Here is a 14,920-nt window from a genome sequence, read left to right as displayed (position 1 = left end):
GGCGCCGATGCGCCTGGGCCCACAACGTCATGCCCCTTGAAGAAGCCACTGATTTCAGAGGATATCAACAGACCTTGGCAAACTTCACATATGCGAGCCTATCGTTTCGATAGTACAGCGCTCGGGCATACCGACTCAGCGAGCCTCGACCGCCTCACGCAGCGTCTCGATCAGCGACTGAATGCGCTCATGCTGCATTTTCATAGATGCCTTGTTTACGATCAGCCGCGAGCTCACAGTTGCGATAAGCTCCTGCGGCTCCAGGCCGTTTGCGCGCAGCGTGTTACCGGTATCCACGACATCTATGATCTTGTCGGCCAGCCCAACGAGCGGCGCCAGCTCCATTGAACCATAGAGCTTGATGAGTTCAACCTGACGGCCCTGCTCGGCGTAATAGCGCTTCGCGACGTTCACGAACTTGGTTGCTACGCGCAGGCGACCCTTCGGCTCCACCGCCCCGATCCTGCCTGCCGTCATCAGCTTGCAGCATGCGATTCGCAGGTCCAGTGGCTCGTAGAGCCCCTGCCCGCCATGCTCCATCAGCACATCCTTTCCGGCGACCCCGAGGTCGGCAGCACCCTGCTCGACATAGGTCGGCACGTCGGTGGCCCGAACAATGAGCAGCCTGACATCATCCTGACTGGTCGGGATGATCAGCTTGCGGCTCTTGTCTGGATCCTCGGTAGGCTGAATGCCGGCCGCAGCCAACAGCGGCAGCGTGTCGTCCAGGATACGTCCCTTGGACAGAGCAATGGTAAGCATGACGGAAAGTCCTTCGATCGAACAGGCACGGTCCGGTCACGTCCGGGCCGTGCCAATAGCGGCTGGCGCACCACCGAATGGGCGCCGTCAGCCACGTGCGCTAGCCTGGCACGCGGCGAATTTTCGCACCCAACAGCTGCAGCTTCTCTTCGATGCACTCGTAGCCACGGTCGATATGGTAGATGCGGTCGATAAGCGTATCGCCTTCGGCGACCAAGCCAGCCAATACCAGACTGGCCGATGCGCGTAGATCCGTCGCCATCACAGGCGCACCTTTGAGGCAGTCGACGCCGGTAATGATGGCAGCATTGCCTTCCACCTGAATCTGCGCGCCCATGCGGTTCATCTCATAAACGTGCATGAAACGGTTTTCGAAGATGGTCTCGATGACGGTGCCAGTCCCTTCCGCGACGGCATTCATGGAAATGAACTGTGCCTGCATGTCAGTTGGGAACGCCGGATATGGCGCTGTGCGAAGATTGACCGCCCGAGGACGATTACCCTTCATGTCCAGCTCGATCCAGTTATTCCCCGTGCTGATATGTGCGCCGGCCTCCTCGAGCTTCAGCAGCACCGCTTCGAGCGTGGCCGGATCGGTATCCTTGAGCTTGACGCGGCCACGTGTCGCCGCTGCCGCAACCAGATAGGTACCGGTTTCAATGCGATCGGGAAGTACATCGTAGTGTGCGCCGCCAAGACTCTTCACACCGTCGATGGTGATCGTGTCGGTACCTGCACCGCTAATCTGAGCGCCCATCGCGATAAGGCAGTTCGCCAGATCCACGACTTCCGGTTCACGTGCGGCGTTTTCAAGGACAGTACGGCCATTGGCAAGGCAGGCAGCCATCATGATGTTCTCCGTACCCGTCACGCTGACGGTATCGAAGAAGAAGTGCGCGCCGCGCAGCCCACCCGCCGGCGCCTTCGCCTTGATGTATCCGCCTTCCACGTCAATCTGCGCGCCCATCGCTTCGAGGCCGCGAATATGAAGATCGACTGGACGCGAACCGATCGCGCACCCGCCTGGCAGAGCTACTTCAGCTTCGCCAAAACGCGCAACCATGGGACCCAGCACCAGGATCGAGGCGCGCATGGTCTTGACGAGTTCGTACGGCGCAACGAGGGTACGGATGGCCGTGGCATCGACCTCGACATTCAGCCGCTCGTCGATTACCGGCTGAACGCCCATGCGTCCAAACAGCTCGATCATCGTCGTAATATCGTGCAGGTGCGGCAGGTTGCCGACGGTCACTGGCCGGTCGGCCAGCAGCGTCGAGGCCAGGATGGGCAGTGCGGAGTTCTTGGCTCCGGAGATTCGGATCTCGCCATCAAGGGGACGGCCGCCAGTAATAATCAGTTTGTCCATGGATGTACTCGGCCCGGAGGGCTCAGGAACGCTCGGCCCAGGCGGCGCGGCTAAAGAATTTCATCGTTACGGCGTGGATGCTGCCATCAGCGATCCACGGATTGAGATGCGCATATATCTGCTGCTGACGCTTGACCGCACTGAGTGCAGCCAACTCGTCACTGACGACATTGAGCTGGAAATTGCATCCCTCGCCTTCGACCTCGAATTGGGTACCGGGCATGTTCGATTCGAGGAACGTTTTGACTTCGGCAGCCTGCATATTTACCTCTACCGGCCATGAGGGGGCCGACATCATATAAAAAAAAGCAAGAGGCCGCGACGTAATCGCCGCGGCCTCGATAGGGATCACGCTTCGGTGGGCAGGAATTCGGCGACACTACAGACCTGTGCGATCTGCCGCATGTCCCTGGGCAGGTCATGCAGGCGCAGTGTCTTGCCGGCTGCCTTGGCATCGCGCATGAATGCCAGCAGCAAGGCGAGCCCGACGCTCGTGCTACGACGGACGGCGGCACAATTGATCACGATCTCGGAAGTCGCAGCCCCGAGGATCAGACGTTGTCCGTTTTCCCGCAGCGGAGGACCGGAGCGATGGTCCAACACACCCTCAAGCAATAGCAACCCGGGGGCGTCGCCGGGCTTGATACTGGCCTCGCTCATTCGCCTGAAGCCTGCTGACCCGCGGGCGAGTCCTTGGCCTTGGCCACAACGGCGCCCCACTCGTCGATGGTTTTGTCAAGGTCATTGCCATTACGGACCATGGCGTCAGCGAACTGGTCGCGGAACAGCTTGCCGATGTTGATGCCGTTGATGATTACGTTGCGCACCAGCCAACGATCGTCGTTCTGGACCATCGTGTAGGAAACCGGATAGACCGCACCATTGGTACCGGTCACTTCCATGCCAACGCTTGCACGCCCATTCTGCCCGGCCCGGGCCGGCAGCATGCGGATATCCTGGTTGTCGTATTCCAGTAATGCATTCCCGTAGAACTGCATCAGGCTACGCTTGAAGTTCTCCTGAAAGCGCGCCATCTGCTCAGGCGAGGCATTACGCGAATACTTCACGGTCATGATGCTGCGTGAGATGCCGTCGGCATCCACAACCGGGCCCAGAATGTCATTGAGCGATTGATAGAACGCCTCGGGGTTCTGCCGGTAGTTCTGCTTGTTGGCCTGAAGGTCGCTGAGCAGCGCGTCCACAGTACCCTGGACAACCTGCTGCGGCGACGATGCCGCAAAGGCGGATACCGGAAGCAATACCGCCAGCATCAGGCAGCAACGGCGAATCATTTTCAACATGGCGAACGTCCTCACTTGTTGTTGACCGTATTCAGCAGGAATTTGCCGATCAGATCCTCGAGTACCAGAGAGGACTGTGTATCACGGATGGTTCCGTTGTCAGCCAGCACCTCATCATCACCGCCGACACTGATGCCGACGTATTTTTCGCCGAGCAAACCTGCGGTCAGGATCGACGCAGTCGAGTCCAGCGGCAGGTTGTCTACGTCAGAGTCGAGCTCCATCGTGACACGCCCTGTAAATGTATCGCGGTCTAGATCGATGGCCGAGACGCGGCCGATCGTTACCCCCGCCATCGTGACCCGAGCCCTTACGGAAAGGCCGGCGATATTGTCGAAGTGCGCATAGACCTTATAAGTGTCTCCGGCAGAGCCAGGCGCGAGGCCACTCACACGAAGCGCCAAAAGTAGCGCGGCGAGTATGCCGGCCAGAAGAAACAGGCCCACGCCGATTTCCAAACTGCGGGTTTGCATCAGAAATCTCCAAACATCAAAGCGGTAAGAATGAAATCCAGCCCCAGCACAGCGAGCGAGGCATATACGACCGTCCGGGTCGTGGCACGACTGATACCCTCGGAGGTGGCATCGCAGTCATAACCCTGGAAGACAGCGATCCAGGTTACGACGAAAGCAAATACGACGCTTTTGATCACGCCATTGAGCACATCGCCCGTAAAATCGACACTGCGCTGCATACCGGACCAGAAGGAGCCTTCGTAGACACCCAGCCACTCAACGGCGACCATCGCGCCTCCCCAGATGCCGACGACACTGAAGATCATTGCGAGCACCGGCATCGAGATGAACCCCGCCCACAACCGTGGCGCCACGACATACTTCAATGGGTCAACACCGATCATCTCAAGACTGGACAGCTGCTCGGTCGACTTCATATTGCCGATCTCCGCCGTCAACGCCGACCCCGCACGCCCTGCAAACAGGAGTGCGGTGACCACCGGCCCAAGCTCTCGCAGAAGCGTTAGGGCCACCATCTGCCCAACCGCCTCTTCCGAACCGTATTTACTGAGGATGCTGTAACCCTGAAGCGACAGGACCATGCCAATGAAGGCGCCGGAAACGACGATAATTGCTAGCGACAGCACACCCACTGAGTACAGCTGCTTGACGAGCAACTGCCAGGGACTCCCCGTACCGCCCCGGCCGAAAAGCGCACGAACCAGAAAGATACTTGAACGACCGAGGGTAGCAGCCACATCGATGCCGGCACGCCCCATCAGCCGGATGCGCTCCAGCGGAGTTCGTTTACGCATCAACCCCTCCCCAACAATGCTTCGCGATAGTCCATCGCTGGGAAGTGGAATGGGACCGGACCGTCCGGTATGCCTTTCATGAATTGTCGGATACGGGGGTTATCGGATTCCATCAGTTCCTGCGGCGTTCCATGGCCTAATACCTGTGCATCGCCCACTACGTAGATGTAGTCCGCAATGCTCGCGGTTTCGGCCAGATCGTGTGAGACGACGACACTGGTGATACCTAGCGCGTCATTGAGCAAACGTATCAATCGGACAAGCACACCCATTGCGATGGGATCCTGTCCGACGAAGGGCTCGTCATAGATAAGGATTTGCGGATCGAGCGCGATTGCCCGCGCCAGTGCCACGCGGCGCTTCATACCGCCAGACAACTCGTCTGGCATGAGATCCACCGCGCCCCTTAGGCCAACGGCCTGAAGCTTCATCAATACGATGTCGCGGATCATTTCGTCCGGCAGGTCCGTGTGGACCCGAAGTGGGAACGCCACGTTCTCGAAAACGTCGAGATCCGTGAACAACGCCCCACTCTGAAACAGCACGCCCATCTGCTTGCGAACGTCGAACAGCTCATGGCGCGACAGCGAAGGCAGATTCTGCCCCTCGACAAGCACCTGCCCACGCAGAGGACGCAACTGAGCACCGATAAGCCGCAGTAGCGTAGTCTTGCCACTACCCGACGGCCCCATGATACCCGTGACCTTGCCGCGCGGAATGCGAATGTCGATATTCTCGAAGATGGTACGTGCACCGCGCTTGAAGGTGAGCCCTTTCAGCTCGAGCGCATACTCGCTTGCAGCGTTCATCCGTTCTCCTGACAGATAATGCCAATGGCGGAAACGCCATCCAGCGGTGACGATGTCGAGCATGATGAGCGCTTGTACGCTCCCTGCACGCCCGCACGTCCTGAACCGATACGAGGATAGACGTCAGCGTGACTCGATACGGCACACGGCTGACGAGGTGAATTCAAAGGGCGTGCACTATAGCAAATGGCCTGCCATCGCCCCAAGACCGCAGAAACGCGTTGCGACCAATCCCTCACTTCAACACGATTCAAGAGGTGAGCACTGCCATTCTTTAACCGGTATAATCCCGCCCTTTGGCCTTTTCGACCTCGCCATGACACCAACCGTCGACCCCATTACCTCTGCCAAGCGCACCATCCGTCTAGAACTTGAAGCAGTCGATGCCCTGCTACATCGTGTCGACGAGAGCTTCGCGCAGGCGTGCGAGCTCATCATGGCCATCAAGGGCCGTGTCGTCGTATTGGGCATGGGCAAGTCCGGGCACATCGGCAACAAGATCGCGGCCACGTTAGCCAGTACTGGCACTCCGGCCTTCTTCGTGCACCCGGCTGAAGCCAGCCATGGCGACATGGGCATGATCACGCAGAACGACGTCGTCCTCGCGCTCTCCAACTCCGGCAATACTGCTGAGATCGTCACGCTCCTGCCGCTGATCAAGCGACTGGGCATCCCCATGATCAGCATTACAGGCAATCCGGAATCGGCACTCGCCCGTGCAGCGCTGGTCAATCTCGATGCCAGCGTCCCGCAGGAAGCCTGCCCGCTAAACCTCGCGCCTACATCTTCTACTACGGTATCGCTGGTTCTAGGTGACGCACTTGCCATCGCACTGCTCGAGAAACGCGGATTCACCGCCGAAGACTTTGCCTTCTCGCATCCTGGAGGCGCGCTGGGCCGTCGATTGCTGCTGAAGGTCGCTGACATCATGCACGGCGGCGAGAGCCTCCCGACGGTCTCCCGTGGAACGTCCCTTCGCGATGCGCTGGCCGAAATGTCCCGAAAGGGCCTGGGGATGACCGTGGTTCTGGATCAGGACCAATCGCTGGCAGGAATCTTTACCGACGGCGACCTCCGTCGCGCCCTCGATCGGAGTATCGACGTCCGACAGGCGTACATCGACGACGTCATGACAGCACACGGCAAGACGATCGGCCCAGACATGCTAGCGGCCGAAGCGCTGAAGATCATGGACGATCACAAGATAAACGCGTTGGTAGTGATCGACGAATATGACCGTCCGATCGGCGCCCTGCACATTCATGACCTCACCCGTGCTGGAGTATTCTGATGCACCCTGAAGCGCTCCTGACTCGCGCCAAGCCGATCAGACTCGCCGTATTCGATGTCGATGGCGTCCTTACGGACGGCCGCCTCTTCCTGTTCATGGATGGCAGTGAGGTGAAGACTTTTCACACGCTCGACGGCCAGGGCATAAAGATGCTGATTCGCTCCGGGGTGCGAACCGCCATCATCAGCGGCCGCAAAAGCCCAGTGGTTGAAAAGCGGGCAAAGGACCTTGGCATTGAATTTCTCTACCAGGGACGCGAGGACAAGCTCGTGGTGCTCGACCAGATCCGCGAGTCGATCGGCGTCGACTACAATGAAATCGCCTACCTTGGCGACGACCTGCCGGACCTTCCCGTTATCCGCCGCGTTGGCCTAGGCATGGCCGTGGCGTCCGCCAATCCGTTCGTTCGCCAGCACGCCCACGGCGTCACCCATGCAAGTGGTGGACAAGGCGCCGCGCGTGAATTCTGCGAACTGATCATGCGCGGCCAGGGGACATTGGATGCCGCCCAGGCCGAGTACCTTTAGGGGCTGTCGATGATCAACCGCTTGCGCACGTACTTCCCCATCATCCTTCTCGCGATAGCGCTGGGATTGCTGGGTTATTGGAATATCCGCCCCGAGACATTTCTCGAGCAGCCGCCTGCGCCTGCGAAGGACGACAAGACAATCGACTTCTACGCGAAGAACGTACGGACGATTCAATTCCAGGAAGACGGTCAGCGTGATTACGAAATGCAGTCCGATGCGCTAGAACACGTGGAAAGTAGCGATGTCACCTACATGGAACAACCACGAATGCAGCTCTACCGGGGCAACGAAATTCCGTGGAACATCCGTTCTGACCGCGGAGAAGTCGGCCCCGAGGGCGCGCAGGTCGAATTGATCGAAAATGTAAAGGTCGACAAGACCGACGCAAGCGGCCGACCATCGATACTCACAACATCCCGGCTCACGGTCTTTCCGGACCGACAATATGCTGAAACCCAGCAACCCGTTAGAATCGACGCCGCCAATGGGGTCACCACGGGCCAAGGCATGAAAGCGTACCTGAACGAAGGCAGGATGATCCTGCAGTCCAACGTAAGAGGCCAGCATGAGGCTCGTTAAAAAGTTTCCCTTGTTCCTCGGTTTGAGCGCCTCCTTGATGGCCAGCGCCACTGCCTGGGCCCTGCCGAGCGACCGCGAACAACCCATCCGCGTCCAAGCCGACAGCGCCGAGATCGATGACCAAAAGAAGGTTGCCGTCTACCGGGGTGACGTCGTGATTACCCAGGGCACGATGAAAATCACGGGTGATACGGTGACCATCACCCAGAACGCCCAGGGAGACGTGGACGTATTTACCTCGGTAGGCCGTCCGGCCTACTACGAGCAACAGCCGCGCGAGGGTGACCCCATCGTCAAGGCGTACGGACTTACGATCCAGTATTTCTCAGCCAATGAGCGCATCACCCTGACCGACCAGGCCAAGGTTGTGCAGCAGGGCAATACCTTCGAAGGCGAGAAAATCGTATATGACACCCGCCGGCAGATCGTGAATGCCGGACGCGCGAACGACAAGTCGATCACCACACCGCGCCCGCGCATCGACATGGTCATTCAGCCGCAGAAGAAGCCCGAACAGCAACAGCAGGATTCATCGCGCTAATGGCAATTCTCAAAGCCCAGCACCTGGCGAAGAGCTATAAAAGCAGACAGGTTGTTCGCGACGTTAGCCTTTCCATTGAAAGCGGACAGATTGTAGGGTTGCTCGGCCCGAACGGCGCCGGCAAGACAACCTGCTTCTACATGATCGTGGGGCTGGTTCGGGCCGATCAGGGCCGCGTATTGATCGACGATCAGGATGTCAGCTTCCAGCCCATGCACGGCCGAGCGCGCGCTGGCATCGGTTACCTGCCGCAGGAAGCGTCGATCTTCCGCAAGCTCAGCGTAACGGACAACATCATGGCTATCTTGGAAACCCGAAAGGATCTGGATCGCGCAGGCCGGGAGAAGGCACTGGAAAGCCTGCTACAGGAATTCCACATCACCCATATACGCGACAGCCTCGGTATGAGCCTTTCCGGTGGTGAGCGGCGCCGGGTCGAGATCGCTCGTGCGCTGGCAACGGAACCCAAGTTCATCCTGCTGGACGAGCCCTTCGCGGGCGTAGACCCTATCTCGGTTGGGGACATCAAGCAGATCATCTATCATCTCAAGAATAAAGGAATCGGCGTCCTGATCACGGACCACAACGTTCGGGAGACGCTGGATATCTGCGAGCTTGCTTATATCGTCAGCGACGGCCAGCTTATTGCCGAGGGCACGGCCCAGGACGTTCTCGACAACGCGCTCGTCAAGGAAGTCTACTTAGGCCACGAGTTCCGCCTGTAGCGAACCTTGGAATACCCCGATGGCCTGAGCCCTTCGAACGGCTGCGGCACCTGCACCGTCACATTCCGCCCAAAGAAGGGCTAGGCAAACGCCTCTAAATCAGGCATATAATTTGCTTAAGGCGCTTCAGAGCGCTTCGAAATGGACAGACGCCGAGGCGTCGGTAATGTAGGTGCGATCCTCTGCTATGAAACCATCGCTAGTTCTGAAGATGGGCCAGCAACTGACGATGACGCCGCAGTTGCAGCAGGCCATTCGCTTACTCCAGCTTTCGACGCTGGACCTCCAGCAGGAAATTCAGGAAGCGCTCGACTCGAACCCGATGCTCGAACGTCAGGAAGACGGGGAAGATTTCGACACCACTGACCCCATGGCTGATGGTGCCGAGCAAGGTACATCGCAAGCTAATAGCCAAGACAGCTTCCAAGAGGCAACTGTCCCGATCAGCAATGAATCCGACGGCGATTCGTTCGAAGAGACGGACTGGAGCGACCGGATACCGAACGAGCTTCCCGTCGATACGGCATGGGAAGACATCTACCAGACCAGCGCGAGCAACCTCCCCAGCAGCGAAGATGATGAATGGGATTTTTCTGCGCGGACGTCGGCAGGCGAAAGCCTCCAAAGCCACCTGCTCTGGCAGCTCAATCTCGCGCCGATGTCGGATACGGATCGCCTCATTGCGGTCACGCTGATCGATTGCATCAACGACCAGGGCTACCTGGAAGAAGACCTTGCGGAAATCACAGCAGGGTTCGATCCCGAGCTGGATATCGAAATCGATGAGGTCGAAGTCGTTCTCCGCCGCATCCAGCAGTTCGAACCCGCGGGCATTGGTGCACGAGATCTGCGCGAATGTCTTCTACTTCAATTGCATCAGCTACCTGCGTCGACTGAATGGTTGAGCGAAGCCCAGCGTCTTGTCGGCGACTACCTGGATCTGTTGGCTGGCCGGGACTACAGCCAGCTCATGCGTCGGATGAAGATCAAGGAAGATGACCTTCGCCAGGTTATCGAGCTCATCCAGTCGCTCAACCCGCGGCCAGGCTCCCAGATTGAAGCCGGAGAACCCGAGTACGTCGTGCCTGACGTTATCGTGCGCAAGCACAACGACCGCTGGCTGGTAGAGCTGAACCAGGAAGCGATGCCTCGTCTACGCGTAAACCCGCAGTACGCCGGGTTCGTCCGCCGTGCCGACTCAAGCGCCGACAATACGTTCATGCGAAACCAGCTTCAGGAAGCACGGTGGTTCATCAAAAGCCTGCAAAGCCGGAATGAAACGCTGATGAAGGTCGCGACCCAAATCGTCGAGCATCAACGCGGCTTCCTCGAGTATGGGGAAGAGGCGATGAAGCCGTTGGTGTTGCACGACATTGCTGAGGCCGTGGGCATGCACGAATCGACGATTTCGCGGGTCACGACACAGAAGTTCATGCATACCCCCCGCGGCATCTACGAGCTGAAATACTTTTTCTCTAGCCATGTCAGCACGGCCGAAGGCGGCGAATGCTCGTCCACCGCGATCCGCGCGATCATCAAGAAACTGGTGGCGGCGGAAAATGCGAAAAAGCCGTTGAGCGACAGCAAGATCGCTGGTTTACTGGAGGAACAGGGCATCCAGGTAGCGCGCCGCACCGTCGCCAAGTACCGCGAATCTCTGGGTATCGCACCCTCAAGCGAGCGCAAGCGACTGATGTGACGCTACCGTAGGCTCTTGGACTGTAAGGCGTTCGCCATTACGAACCCGAGCAGCCGCAAGAACCGGCCGCCGACGTGTTTCAGTGATGTGCCCCGGCACGTCACTCCGCAGAGGCAACAAGGAGAACGCGGTATGCAAGTGAATATCAGTGGACATCAACTGGACGTCACCCAACCTCTCCGTGAATACATCGGGGAAAAGCTGGAACGGCTGGAGCGCCATTTCGACAAGATCACCAACGTGCAGATCATCATGCAAGTCGAAAAGCTCAAACAGAAGATCGAAGCCACCCTTCACATATCCGGGGGCGAAGTCGTCGCGAACGCCGAGCACACCGACATGTATGCCGCTATCGACTTGTTGACCGACAAGCTCGACCGCCAACTCATCAAACGCAAAGAGAAGCAGCTCGACCGGCAGCAAGGGCTCTACGCCCGCTGAGGGTCACTCCCTATCATGATCCGACTTGAAAATATTCTGACCCCCGGCCGTTCCGTCGTGAACGCGCCGGGCGGCAGCAAGAAACGCGTACTCGAACAGATCGGCGCCGTCATTGCCCGGGATGTCCCCGAAATGGACGCCCAGCAGATCTTCGAGAGCCTCGTAGCCCGTGAAAAGCTGGGATCGACCGGCTTCGGTAACGGTATCGCCATTCCTCACTGTCGATTTTCGGGATGCCGGTCCCCGATGGCAGCCGTTCTCCGACTCGAGACGGCTGTGGATTTCGATGCGCTCGATGGTGCACCGGTCGACCTCCTTCTCGTGCTGCTCGTCCCCGAGTCTGCAACCGAAGAGCATCTGCAACTGCTTCGTCAGATAGCGGGTCTACTGGACCGCGCCGAAGTGCGTGATCGGCTTCGTAAAGCGCCCGACAGCAACGCCTTGTACAACACGGTGGTCGAACTGCAAAGCGGACAGTAAGCAATCACGGCGACGACCTATGACGCAGCGACATACGCTCTACCCTTTGCCCAGCCAAGCGGATACGTTATGCGCCTGATCATCGTCAGTGGGCGCTCGGGATCCGGCAAGAGCACAGCGCTCGACGTCCTTGAGGACAACGGATTCTATTGCATCGACAACCTGCCGGCCGCGCTCTTGCCCGAACTGGCCGAGCGCGCGTTGCTCCATACCGAATTGATCCATCCTCAGGTCGCCGTATCAATCGACGCCCGAAATTTGCCAAGCCAGCTTCAGCGCTTTCCAGAGCTGCTATCAGAAGTGCGTAGCCGATACATCCAGTGTGATCTGCTCTATCTCGATGCTGACGAGGAAACGTTATTCAAGCGGTTCTCGGAAACGCGTCGGCGCCATCCGCTAACAAACTCCTCCCGCTCGCTGGCTGAAGCCATCGAGGCCGAAAAGCAGCTGCTCGCCCCAATTGCTGAGCTGTCTGACCTGAAGATCGATACGACGCGGTTAAACCTGTATCAACTCCGCGACCTGATCAAGATTCGCTTGCTGAACCAGCCCGAGCCGGGTACCGCCTTCCTTATCGAGTCGTTCGGCTTCAAACGTGGAATGCCGGTGGACGCCGACCTCGTCTTCGATGTGCGCTGCCTGCCTAACCCCTATTGGAAACCCGAACTGCGTGATTACTCAGGCCTGGACCAGCCTGTCATCGAGTATCTTCAGGCACAGCCTGACGTCGAAGAGATGTACCAGGATATCCTGGCTTACCTCTCCAAGTGGCTACCTCGTTTCGCAGCCAGTAATCGTGCCTATGCTACCGTTGCGATTGGCTGCACGGGTGGCCATCATAGGTCCGTCTTCCTGGTAGAACGCCTGGGGCGGGTGCTCAAAGACACATTGAAGAATGTCCAGATCCGCCACCGGGACCTGGGTTAAGGAACCTGCATGCCTGCGCGTGAAATCACCATCATCAACAAACTGGGCCTGCATGCCCGCGCTGCTGCCAAGTTTGTCGGTGTGGCCGGTCAATATCCATGTGCTGTCCGCGTGGGACGGACGCCTGAGCAGCTCGTTGATGGCAAGAGCATCATGGCCGTCATGATGCTGGCTGCAGGCCAAGGCACCCCGCTCCACCTTCACACCGAAGGGGAGAGCGAAGAAGAGGCAATGGTGTCTTTGGTAGAGCTGGTCGAAAATCGCTTTGACGAAGGCGAATGACCGGGCTCAACCAAGCGCGGTATCCATCACCATCATCAAGCAGAACCCTGCAACAAGCCCAAGGCTCGCCACGGTGCCATAACCGTTACTTTGGGACCGCGGAATGATCTCGTGGACGACGGCGAAAAGCATTGCACCTGCAGCCAATGCCAATCCCCACGGCAATAGCACAGTCGAGACACCAACCAGCCACGCACAGATCACCGCGAACAAGGGTTCCACGAGCCCCGACGCTGCGCCTATCAGAACCGCTTTCACGCGCCCTACGCCTGCGCCATACAGCACCAGCGCCACAATCATTCCTTCGGGTGCATCCTGTAGCGCGATACCGAGCGCAAGGCTGTCTGAACCTTCGAGCCCGCCACCGGTAGCCACCCCCACAGCCATACCCTCCGGGACGTTGTGCAGAACGATTGCCGTAACAAAGAGCAAGACACCTCTATCCAGTACCCCGCGCTCACGTGCCGACCCCTGCCCCGGGGTCTCGCTAGGCAAGAGCTTGTCATAGAAGAGAAGGCCTACCATGCCCATGAGCACACCAACTGCCGCGAGCAAACTCGATCCATAGGTGTCATAACCCTGCTCTTGCGCAACGGATATCGCCGGCACAAGCAGTGAAAACATAGTGGCCGCGAGCATGACGCCACCGCCAAAGCCCAGCATAAGGTCTTCAGTTCGCTGCGAGATGCGGCGAATAAACAGTACGGGCAACGCACCCAGAGCCGTACCCAAGGCACATAGCAATCCGTCCCGTAGTGCGTGCCTCATCTCTGGTGACCAGTCCGAAGCGATCAACGTCGGCGCCCATTCGAAAATGAGCACCGAGCCAATCAATACTCCAAAGAGTGTCAGGAGGCTAATGACGCGGAGTTGTGAACTTGAAGAAGCCAGCATGGACACCCTATGGAATAGTCAGTGCAATTGAGACTCTGCCTCAGCCAGCGCCGTTCACTGACCCATGGCGGCCTGGTAGCGCCGCTCGACTTCTGGCCAGTTGATGACGTTGTAGAAAGCGCCGATGTAATCAGGACGGCGGTTCTGGTAACGCAGGTAATAGGCGTGCTCCCAGACATCGAGTCCGAGAATTGGCGTGTTGCCCTTCATCAGCGGGCTATCCTGGTTACCGGTGCTTTCGACTACCAGCTTTTTCTCTGGCGTGACGCTCAGCCACGCCCAACCGCTGCCGAATCGCGTAAGCGCAGCCTTGGTGAAGGCCTCCTTGAATGCTTCGTAGCCACCGAGCTGGTCATCGATAGCCGACGCAACCTGGCCTTGCGGCTGTCCACCACCGTTCGGTGTCATGACGGTCCAGAACAGTGAGTGGTTTGCGTGGCCACCGCCGTTGTTGGTGACTGCGCCCCGCTTGGCCTCGGGGACTTCCTGAATGCGACGCATCAGATCATCGATAGGCAGGTCGGCAAACGCCTCCCCTTCCAGCGCCGCGTTGAGATTGTTCACGTAAGTCTGGTGGTGCTTGGTGTAGTGGATTTCCATCGTCTGCGCATCGATGTGAGGTTCGAGTGCGTCGTATGCGTAAGGCATTGCAGGCAGTTGGTAAGCCATTTTGTCCTCCGTTGATGGATAGATAAGCGAGACACGAAAGGCTCGAGAGACGCGCCGTTCCAATGTGTCCTATTCAAGAGACGCCACAGCCCCGAATAGGTGCCGTGCCGCCCGATGAGTCGTGCCTATCGCCTGGTTTTACTCAGGCAATGGCTGGTGATGTCGGCAGAAATCATCATGGACGGAGCCCACGGAGAACCCCCGATGCGAAGGGGTAAGCAGAGCTGTGCCTGGCATGTGTCAGTTGCTCCTTGAGTCGGGCGACACGCGGGGCTCGACCCGCTTTTAGACATATCTGATAGAGATGGTCGAGCGTCTGCTGAGCGAAACCAAGGCACCGACGCCGCCAGTGGC

Annotated in this window: 20 protein-coding genes; 10 read left to right on the top strand and 10 right to left on the bottom strand. The window is 58.5% G+C overall.

Going from position 1 to position 14,920, the window contains the following annotated elements:
- Positions 1-135: 135 nt before the first annotated feature.
- From hisG to ACY8D3_RS02800, 8 genes are all read right to left on the bottom strand, one after another.
- Complete coding sequence (gene hisG / locus ACY8D3_RS02835) at positions 136-762, bottom strand: ATP phosphoribosyltransferase (RefSeq protein WP_462381517.1); 627 nt, start codon at positions 760-762, stop codon at positions 136-138.
- A gap of 100 nt (positions 763-862) precedes the next feature.
- Positions 863-2,128, bottom strand: coding sequence for a UDP-N-acetylglucosamine 1-carboxyvinyltransferase (gene murA, locus ACY8D3_RS02830; RefSeq protein ID WP_462381516.1), 1,266 nt, complete (start codon positions 2,126-2,128; stop codon positions 863-865).
- A gap of 22 nt (positions 2,129-2,150) precedes the next feature.
- Positions 2,151-2,390, bottom strand: coding sequence for a BolA family protein (locus ACY8D3_RS02825; RefSeq protein ID WP_462381515.1), 240 nt, complete (start codon positions 2,388-2,390; stop codon positions 2,151-2,153).
- An 86-nt stretch (positions 2,391-2,476) separates the two neighbouring features.
- The gene (locus ACY8D3_RS02820; protein WP_462381514.1) at positions 2,477-2,788 is read right to left on the bottom strand and encodes an STAS domain-containing protein; all 312 of its coding nucleotides are present in this window, start codon (positions 2,786-2,788) and stop codon (positions 2,477-2,479) included.
- On the bottom strand, positions 2,785-3,429 hold the full coding sequence (locus tag ACY8D3_RS02815) for an MlaC/ttg2D family ABC transporter substrate-binding protein (RefSeq protein ID WP_462381513.1): 645 nt from the start codon (positions 3,427-3,429) through the stop codon (positions 2,785-2,787). Before ACY8D3_RS02815 ends, ACY8D3_RS02820 begins: the two co-directional genes overlap by 4 nt.
- Positions 3,430-3,440: 11 nt before the next feature.
- Complete coding sequence (gene mlaD, locus ACY8D3_RS02810; RefSeq protein WP_462381512.1) at positions 3,441-3,902, bottom strand: outer membrane lipid asymmetry maintenance protein MlaD; 462 nt, start codon at positions 3,900-3,902, stop codon at positions 3,441-3,443.
- A complete protein-coding gene (gene mlaE, locus ACY8D3_RS02805; RefSeq protein ID WP_462381511.1) occupies positions 3,902-4,699 on the bottom strand; it encodes a lipid asymmetry maintenance ABC transporter permease subunit MlaE in 798 nt (265 codons plus the stop codon). Before mlaE ends, mlaD begins: the two co-directional genes overlap by 1 nt.
- Positions 4,699-5,508, bottom strand: a complete 810-nt coding sequence (locus ACY8D3_RS02800; protein ID WP_462381510.1) for an ATP-binding cassette domain-containing protein — start codon at positions 5,506-5,508, stop codon at positions 4,699-4,701. The genes mlaE and ACY8D3_RS02800 overlap by 1 nt, the downstream gene beginning before the upstream one ends.
- A gap of 316 nt (positions 5,509-5,824) precedes the next feature.
- Between ACY8D3_RS02800 and ACY8D3_RS02795 the strand changes: the two genes are divergently transcribed.
- From ACY8D3_RS02795 to ACY8D3_RS02750, 10 genes are all read left to right on the top strand, one after another.
- Entirely contained in the window at positions 5,825-6,799 is a 975-nt protein-coding gene (locus ACY8D3_RS02795) for a KpsF/GutQ family sugar-phosphate isomerase (RefSeq protein WP_462381509.1), read from the top strand.
- Entirely contained in the window at positions 6,799-7,326 is a 528-nt protein-coding gene (locus ACY8D3_RS02790; RefSeq protein WP_462381508.1) for a KdsC family phosphatase, read from the top strand. Before ACY8D3_RS02795 ends, ACY8D3_RS02790 begins: the two co-directional genes overlap by 1 nt.
- 9 nt (positions 7,327-7,335) lie before the next feature.
- Positions 7,336-7,908, top strand: a complete 573-nt coding sequence (gene lptC, locus ACY8D3_RS02785) for an LPS export ABC transporter periplasmic protein LptC (RefSeq protein ID WP_462381507.1) — start codon at positions 7,336-7,338, stop codon at positions 7,906-7,908.
- Positions 7,895-8,449: a lipopolysaccharide transport periplasmic protein LptA gene (gene lptA / locus ACY8D3_RS02780; protein WP_462381506.1), complete on the top strand. Its 555-nt coding sequence runs from the start codon at positions 7,895-7,897 to the stop codon at positions 8,447-8,449. Before lptC ends, lptA begins: the two co-directional genes overlap by 14 nt.
- Positions 8,449-9,174, top strand: a complete 726-nt coding sequence (gene lptB / locus ACY8D3_RS02775) for an LPS export ABC transporter ATP-binding protein (protein WP_462381505.1) — start codon at positions 8,449-8,451, stop codon at positions 9,172-9,174. Before lptA ends, lptB begins: the two co-directional genes overlap by 1 nt.
- A gap of 187 nt (positions 9,175-9,361) precedes the next feature.
- Positions 9,362-10,873, top strand: coding sequence for an RNA polymerase factor sigma-54 (locus ACY8D3_RS02770; RefSeq protein WP_462381504.1), 1,512 nt, complete (start codon positions 9,362-9,364; stop codon positions 10,871-10,873).
- A gap of 132 nt (positions 10,874-11,005) precedes the next feature.
- The gene (gene hpf / locus ACY8D3_RS02765) at positions 11,006-11,314 is read left to right on the top strand and encodes a ribosome hibernation-promoting factor, HPF/YfiA family (RefSeq protein WP_462381503.1); all 309 of its coding nucleotides are present in this window, start codon (positions 11,006-11,008) and stop codon (positions 11,312-11,314) included.
- Between the two features lie 15 nt (positions 11,315-11,329).
- The gene (gene ptsN, locus ACY8D3_RS02760) at positions 11,330-11,794 is read left to right on the top strand and encodes a PTS IIA-like nitrogen regulatory protein PtsN (RefSeq protein ID WP_462381502.1); all 465 of its coding nucleotides are present in this window, start codon (positions 11,330-11,332) and stop codon (positions 11,792-11,794) included.
- Between the two features lie 69 nt (positions 11,795-11,863).
- A complete protein-coding gene (gene rapZ / locus ACY8D3_RS02755) occupies positions 11,864-12,721 on the top strand; it encodes an RNase adapter RapZ (RefSeq protein WP_462381501.1) in 858 nt (285 codons plus the stop codon).
- A 9-nt stretch (positions 12,722-12,730) separates the two neighbouring features.
- Complete coding sequence (locus ACY8D3_RS02750; protein ID WP_462381500.1) at positions 12,731-13,003, top strand: HPr family phosphocarrier protein; 273 nt, start codon at positions 12,731-12,733, stop codon at positions 13,001-13,003.
- A gap of 6 nt (positions 13,004-13,009) precedes the next feature.
- Here ACY8D3_RS02750 and ACY8D3_RS02745 read toward each other — a convergent pair whose 3' ends face one another.
- Both ACY8D3_RS02745 and ACY8D3_RS02740 read right to left on the bottom strand, forming a co-directional pair.
- Positions 13,010-13,897, bottom strand: coding sequence for a ZIP family metal transporter (locus ACY8D3_RS02745; protein ID WP_462381499.1), 888 nt, complete (start codon positions 13,895-13,897; stop codon positions 13,010-13,012).
- Between the two features lie 54 nt (positions 13,898-13,951).
- Complete coding sequence (locus tag ACY8D3_RS02740; protein ID WP_462381498.1) at positions 13,952-14,566, bottom strand: superoxide dismutase; 615 nt, start codon at positions 14,564-14,566, stop codon at positions 13,952-13,954.
- Positions 14,567-14,920: the final 354 nt, after the last annotated feature.

The organism is Pseudomonas sp. Marseille-QA0892 (assembly GCF_054950135.1).
This window is presented reverse-complemented; position numbering and strand designations above follow the sequence as displayed.

Bases quoted from the DNA above. Each gene is read 5' to 3' on its own strand.
- hisG (WP_462381517.1), bottom strand. From the start codon at position 762: ATGCTTACCATTGCTCTGTCCAAGGGACGTATCCTGGACGACACGCTG.
- murA (WP_462381516.1), bottom strand. From the start codon at position 2,128: ATGGACAAACTGATTATTACTGGCGGCCGTCCCCTTGATGGCGAGATC.
- ACY8D3_RS02825 (WP_462381515.1), bottom strand. From the start codon at position 2,390: ATGCAGGCTGCCGAAGTCAAAACGTTCCTCGAATCGAACATGCCCGGT.
- ACY8D3_RS02820 (WP_462381514.1), bottom strand. From the start codon at position 2,788: ATGAGCGAGGCCAGTATCAAGCCCGGCGACGCCCCCGGGTTGCTATTG.
- ACY8D3_RS02815 (WP_462381513.1), bottom strand. From the start codon at position 3,429: ATGTTGAAAATGATTCGCCGTTGCTGCCTGATGCTGGCGGTATTGCTT.
- mlaD (WP_462381512.1), bottom strand. From the start codon at position 3,902: ATGCAAACCCGCAGTTTGGAAATCGGCGTGGGCCTGTTTCTTCTGGCC.
- mlaE (WP_462381511.1), bottom strand. From the start codon at position 4,699: ATGCGTAAACGAACTCCGCTGGAGCGCATCCGGCTGATGGGGCGTGCC.
- ACY8D3_RS02800 (WP_462381510.1), bottom strand. From the start codon at position 5,508: ATGAACGCTGCAAGCGAGTATGCGCTCGAGCTGAAAGGGCTCACCTTC.
- ACY8D3_RS02795 (WP_462381509.1), top strand. From the start codon at position 5,825: ATGACACCAACCGTCGACCCCATTACCTCTGCCAAGCGCACCATCCGT.
- ACY8D3_RS02790 (WP_462381508.1), top strand. From the start codon at position 6,799: ATGCACCCTGAAGCGCTCCTGACTCGCGCCAAGCCGATCAGACTCGCC.
- lptC (WP_462381507.1), top strand. From the start codon at position 7,336: ATGATCAACCGCTTGCGCACGTACTTCCCCATCATCCTTCTCGCGATA.
- lptA (WP_462381506.1), top strand. From the start codon at position 7,895: ATGAGGCTCGTTAAAAAGTTTCCCTTGTTCCTCGGTTTGAGCGCCTCC.
- lptB (WP_462381505.1), top strand. From the start codon at position 8,449: ATGGCAATTCTCAAAGCCCAGCACCTGGCGAAGAGCTATAAAAGCAGA.
- ACY8D3_RS02770 (WP_462381504.1), top strand. From the start codon at position 9,362: ATGAAACCATCGCTAGTTCTGAAGATGGGCCAGCAACTGACGATGACG.
- hpf (WP_462381503.1), top strand. From the start codon at position 11,006: ATGCAAGTGAATATCAGTGGACATCAACTGGACGTCACCCAACCTCTC.
- ptsN (WP_462381502.1), top strand. From the start codon at position 11,330: ATGATCCGACTTGAAAATATTCTGACCCCCGGCCGTTCCGTCGTGAAC.
- rapZ (WP_462381501.1), top strand. From the start codon at position 11,864: ATGCGCCTGATCATCGTCAGTGGGCGCTCGGGATCCGGCAAGAGCACA.
- ACY8D3_RS02750 (WP_462381500.1), top strand. From the start codon at position 12,731: ATGCCTGCGCGTGAAATCACCATCATCAACAAACTGGGCCTGCATGCC.
- ACY8D3_RS02745 (WP_462381499.1), bottom strand. From the start codon at position 13,897: ATGCTGGCTTCTTCAAGTTCACAACTCCGCGTCATTAGCCTCCTGACA.
- ACY8D3_RS02740 (WP_462381498.1), bottom strand. From the start codon at position 14,566: ATGGCTTACCAACTGCCTGCAATGCCTTACGCATACGACGCACTCGAA.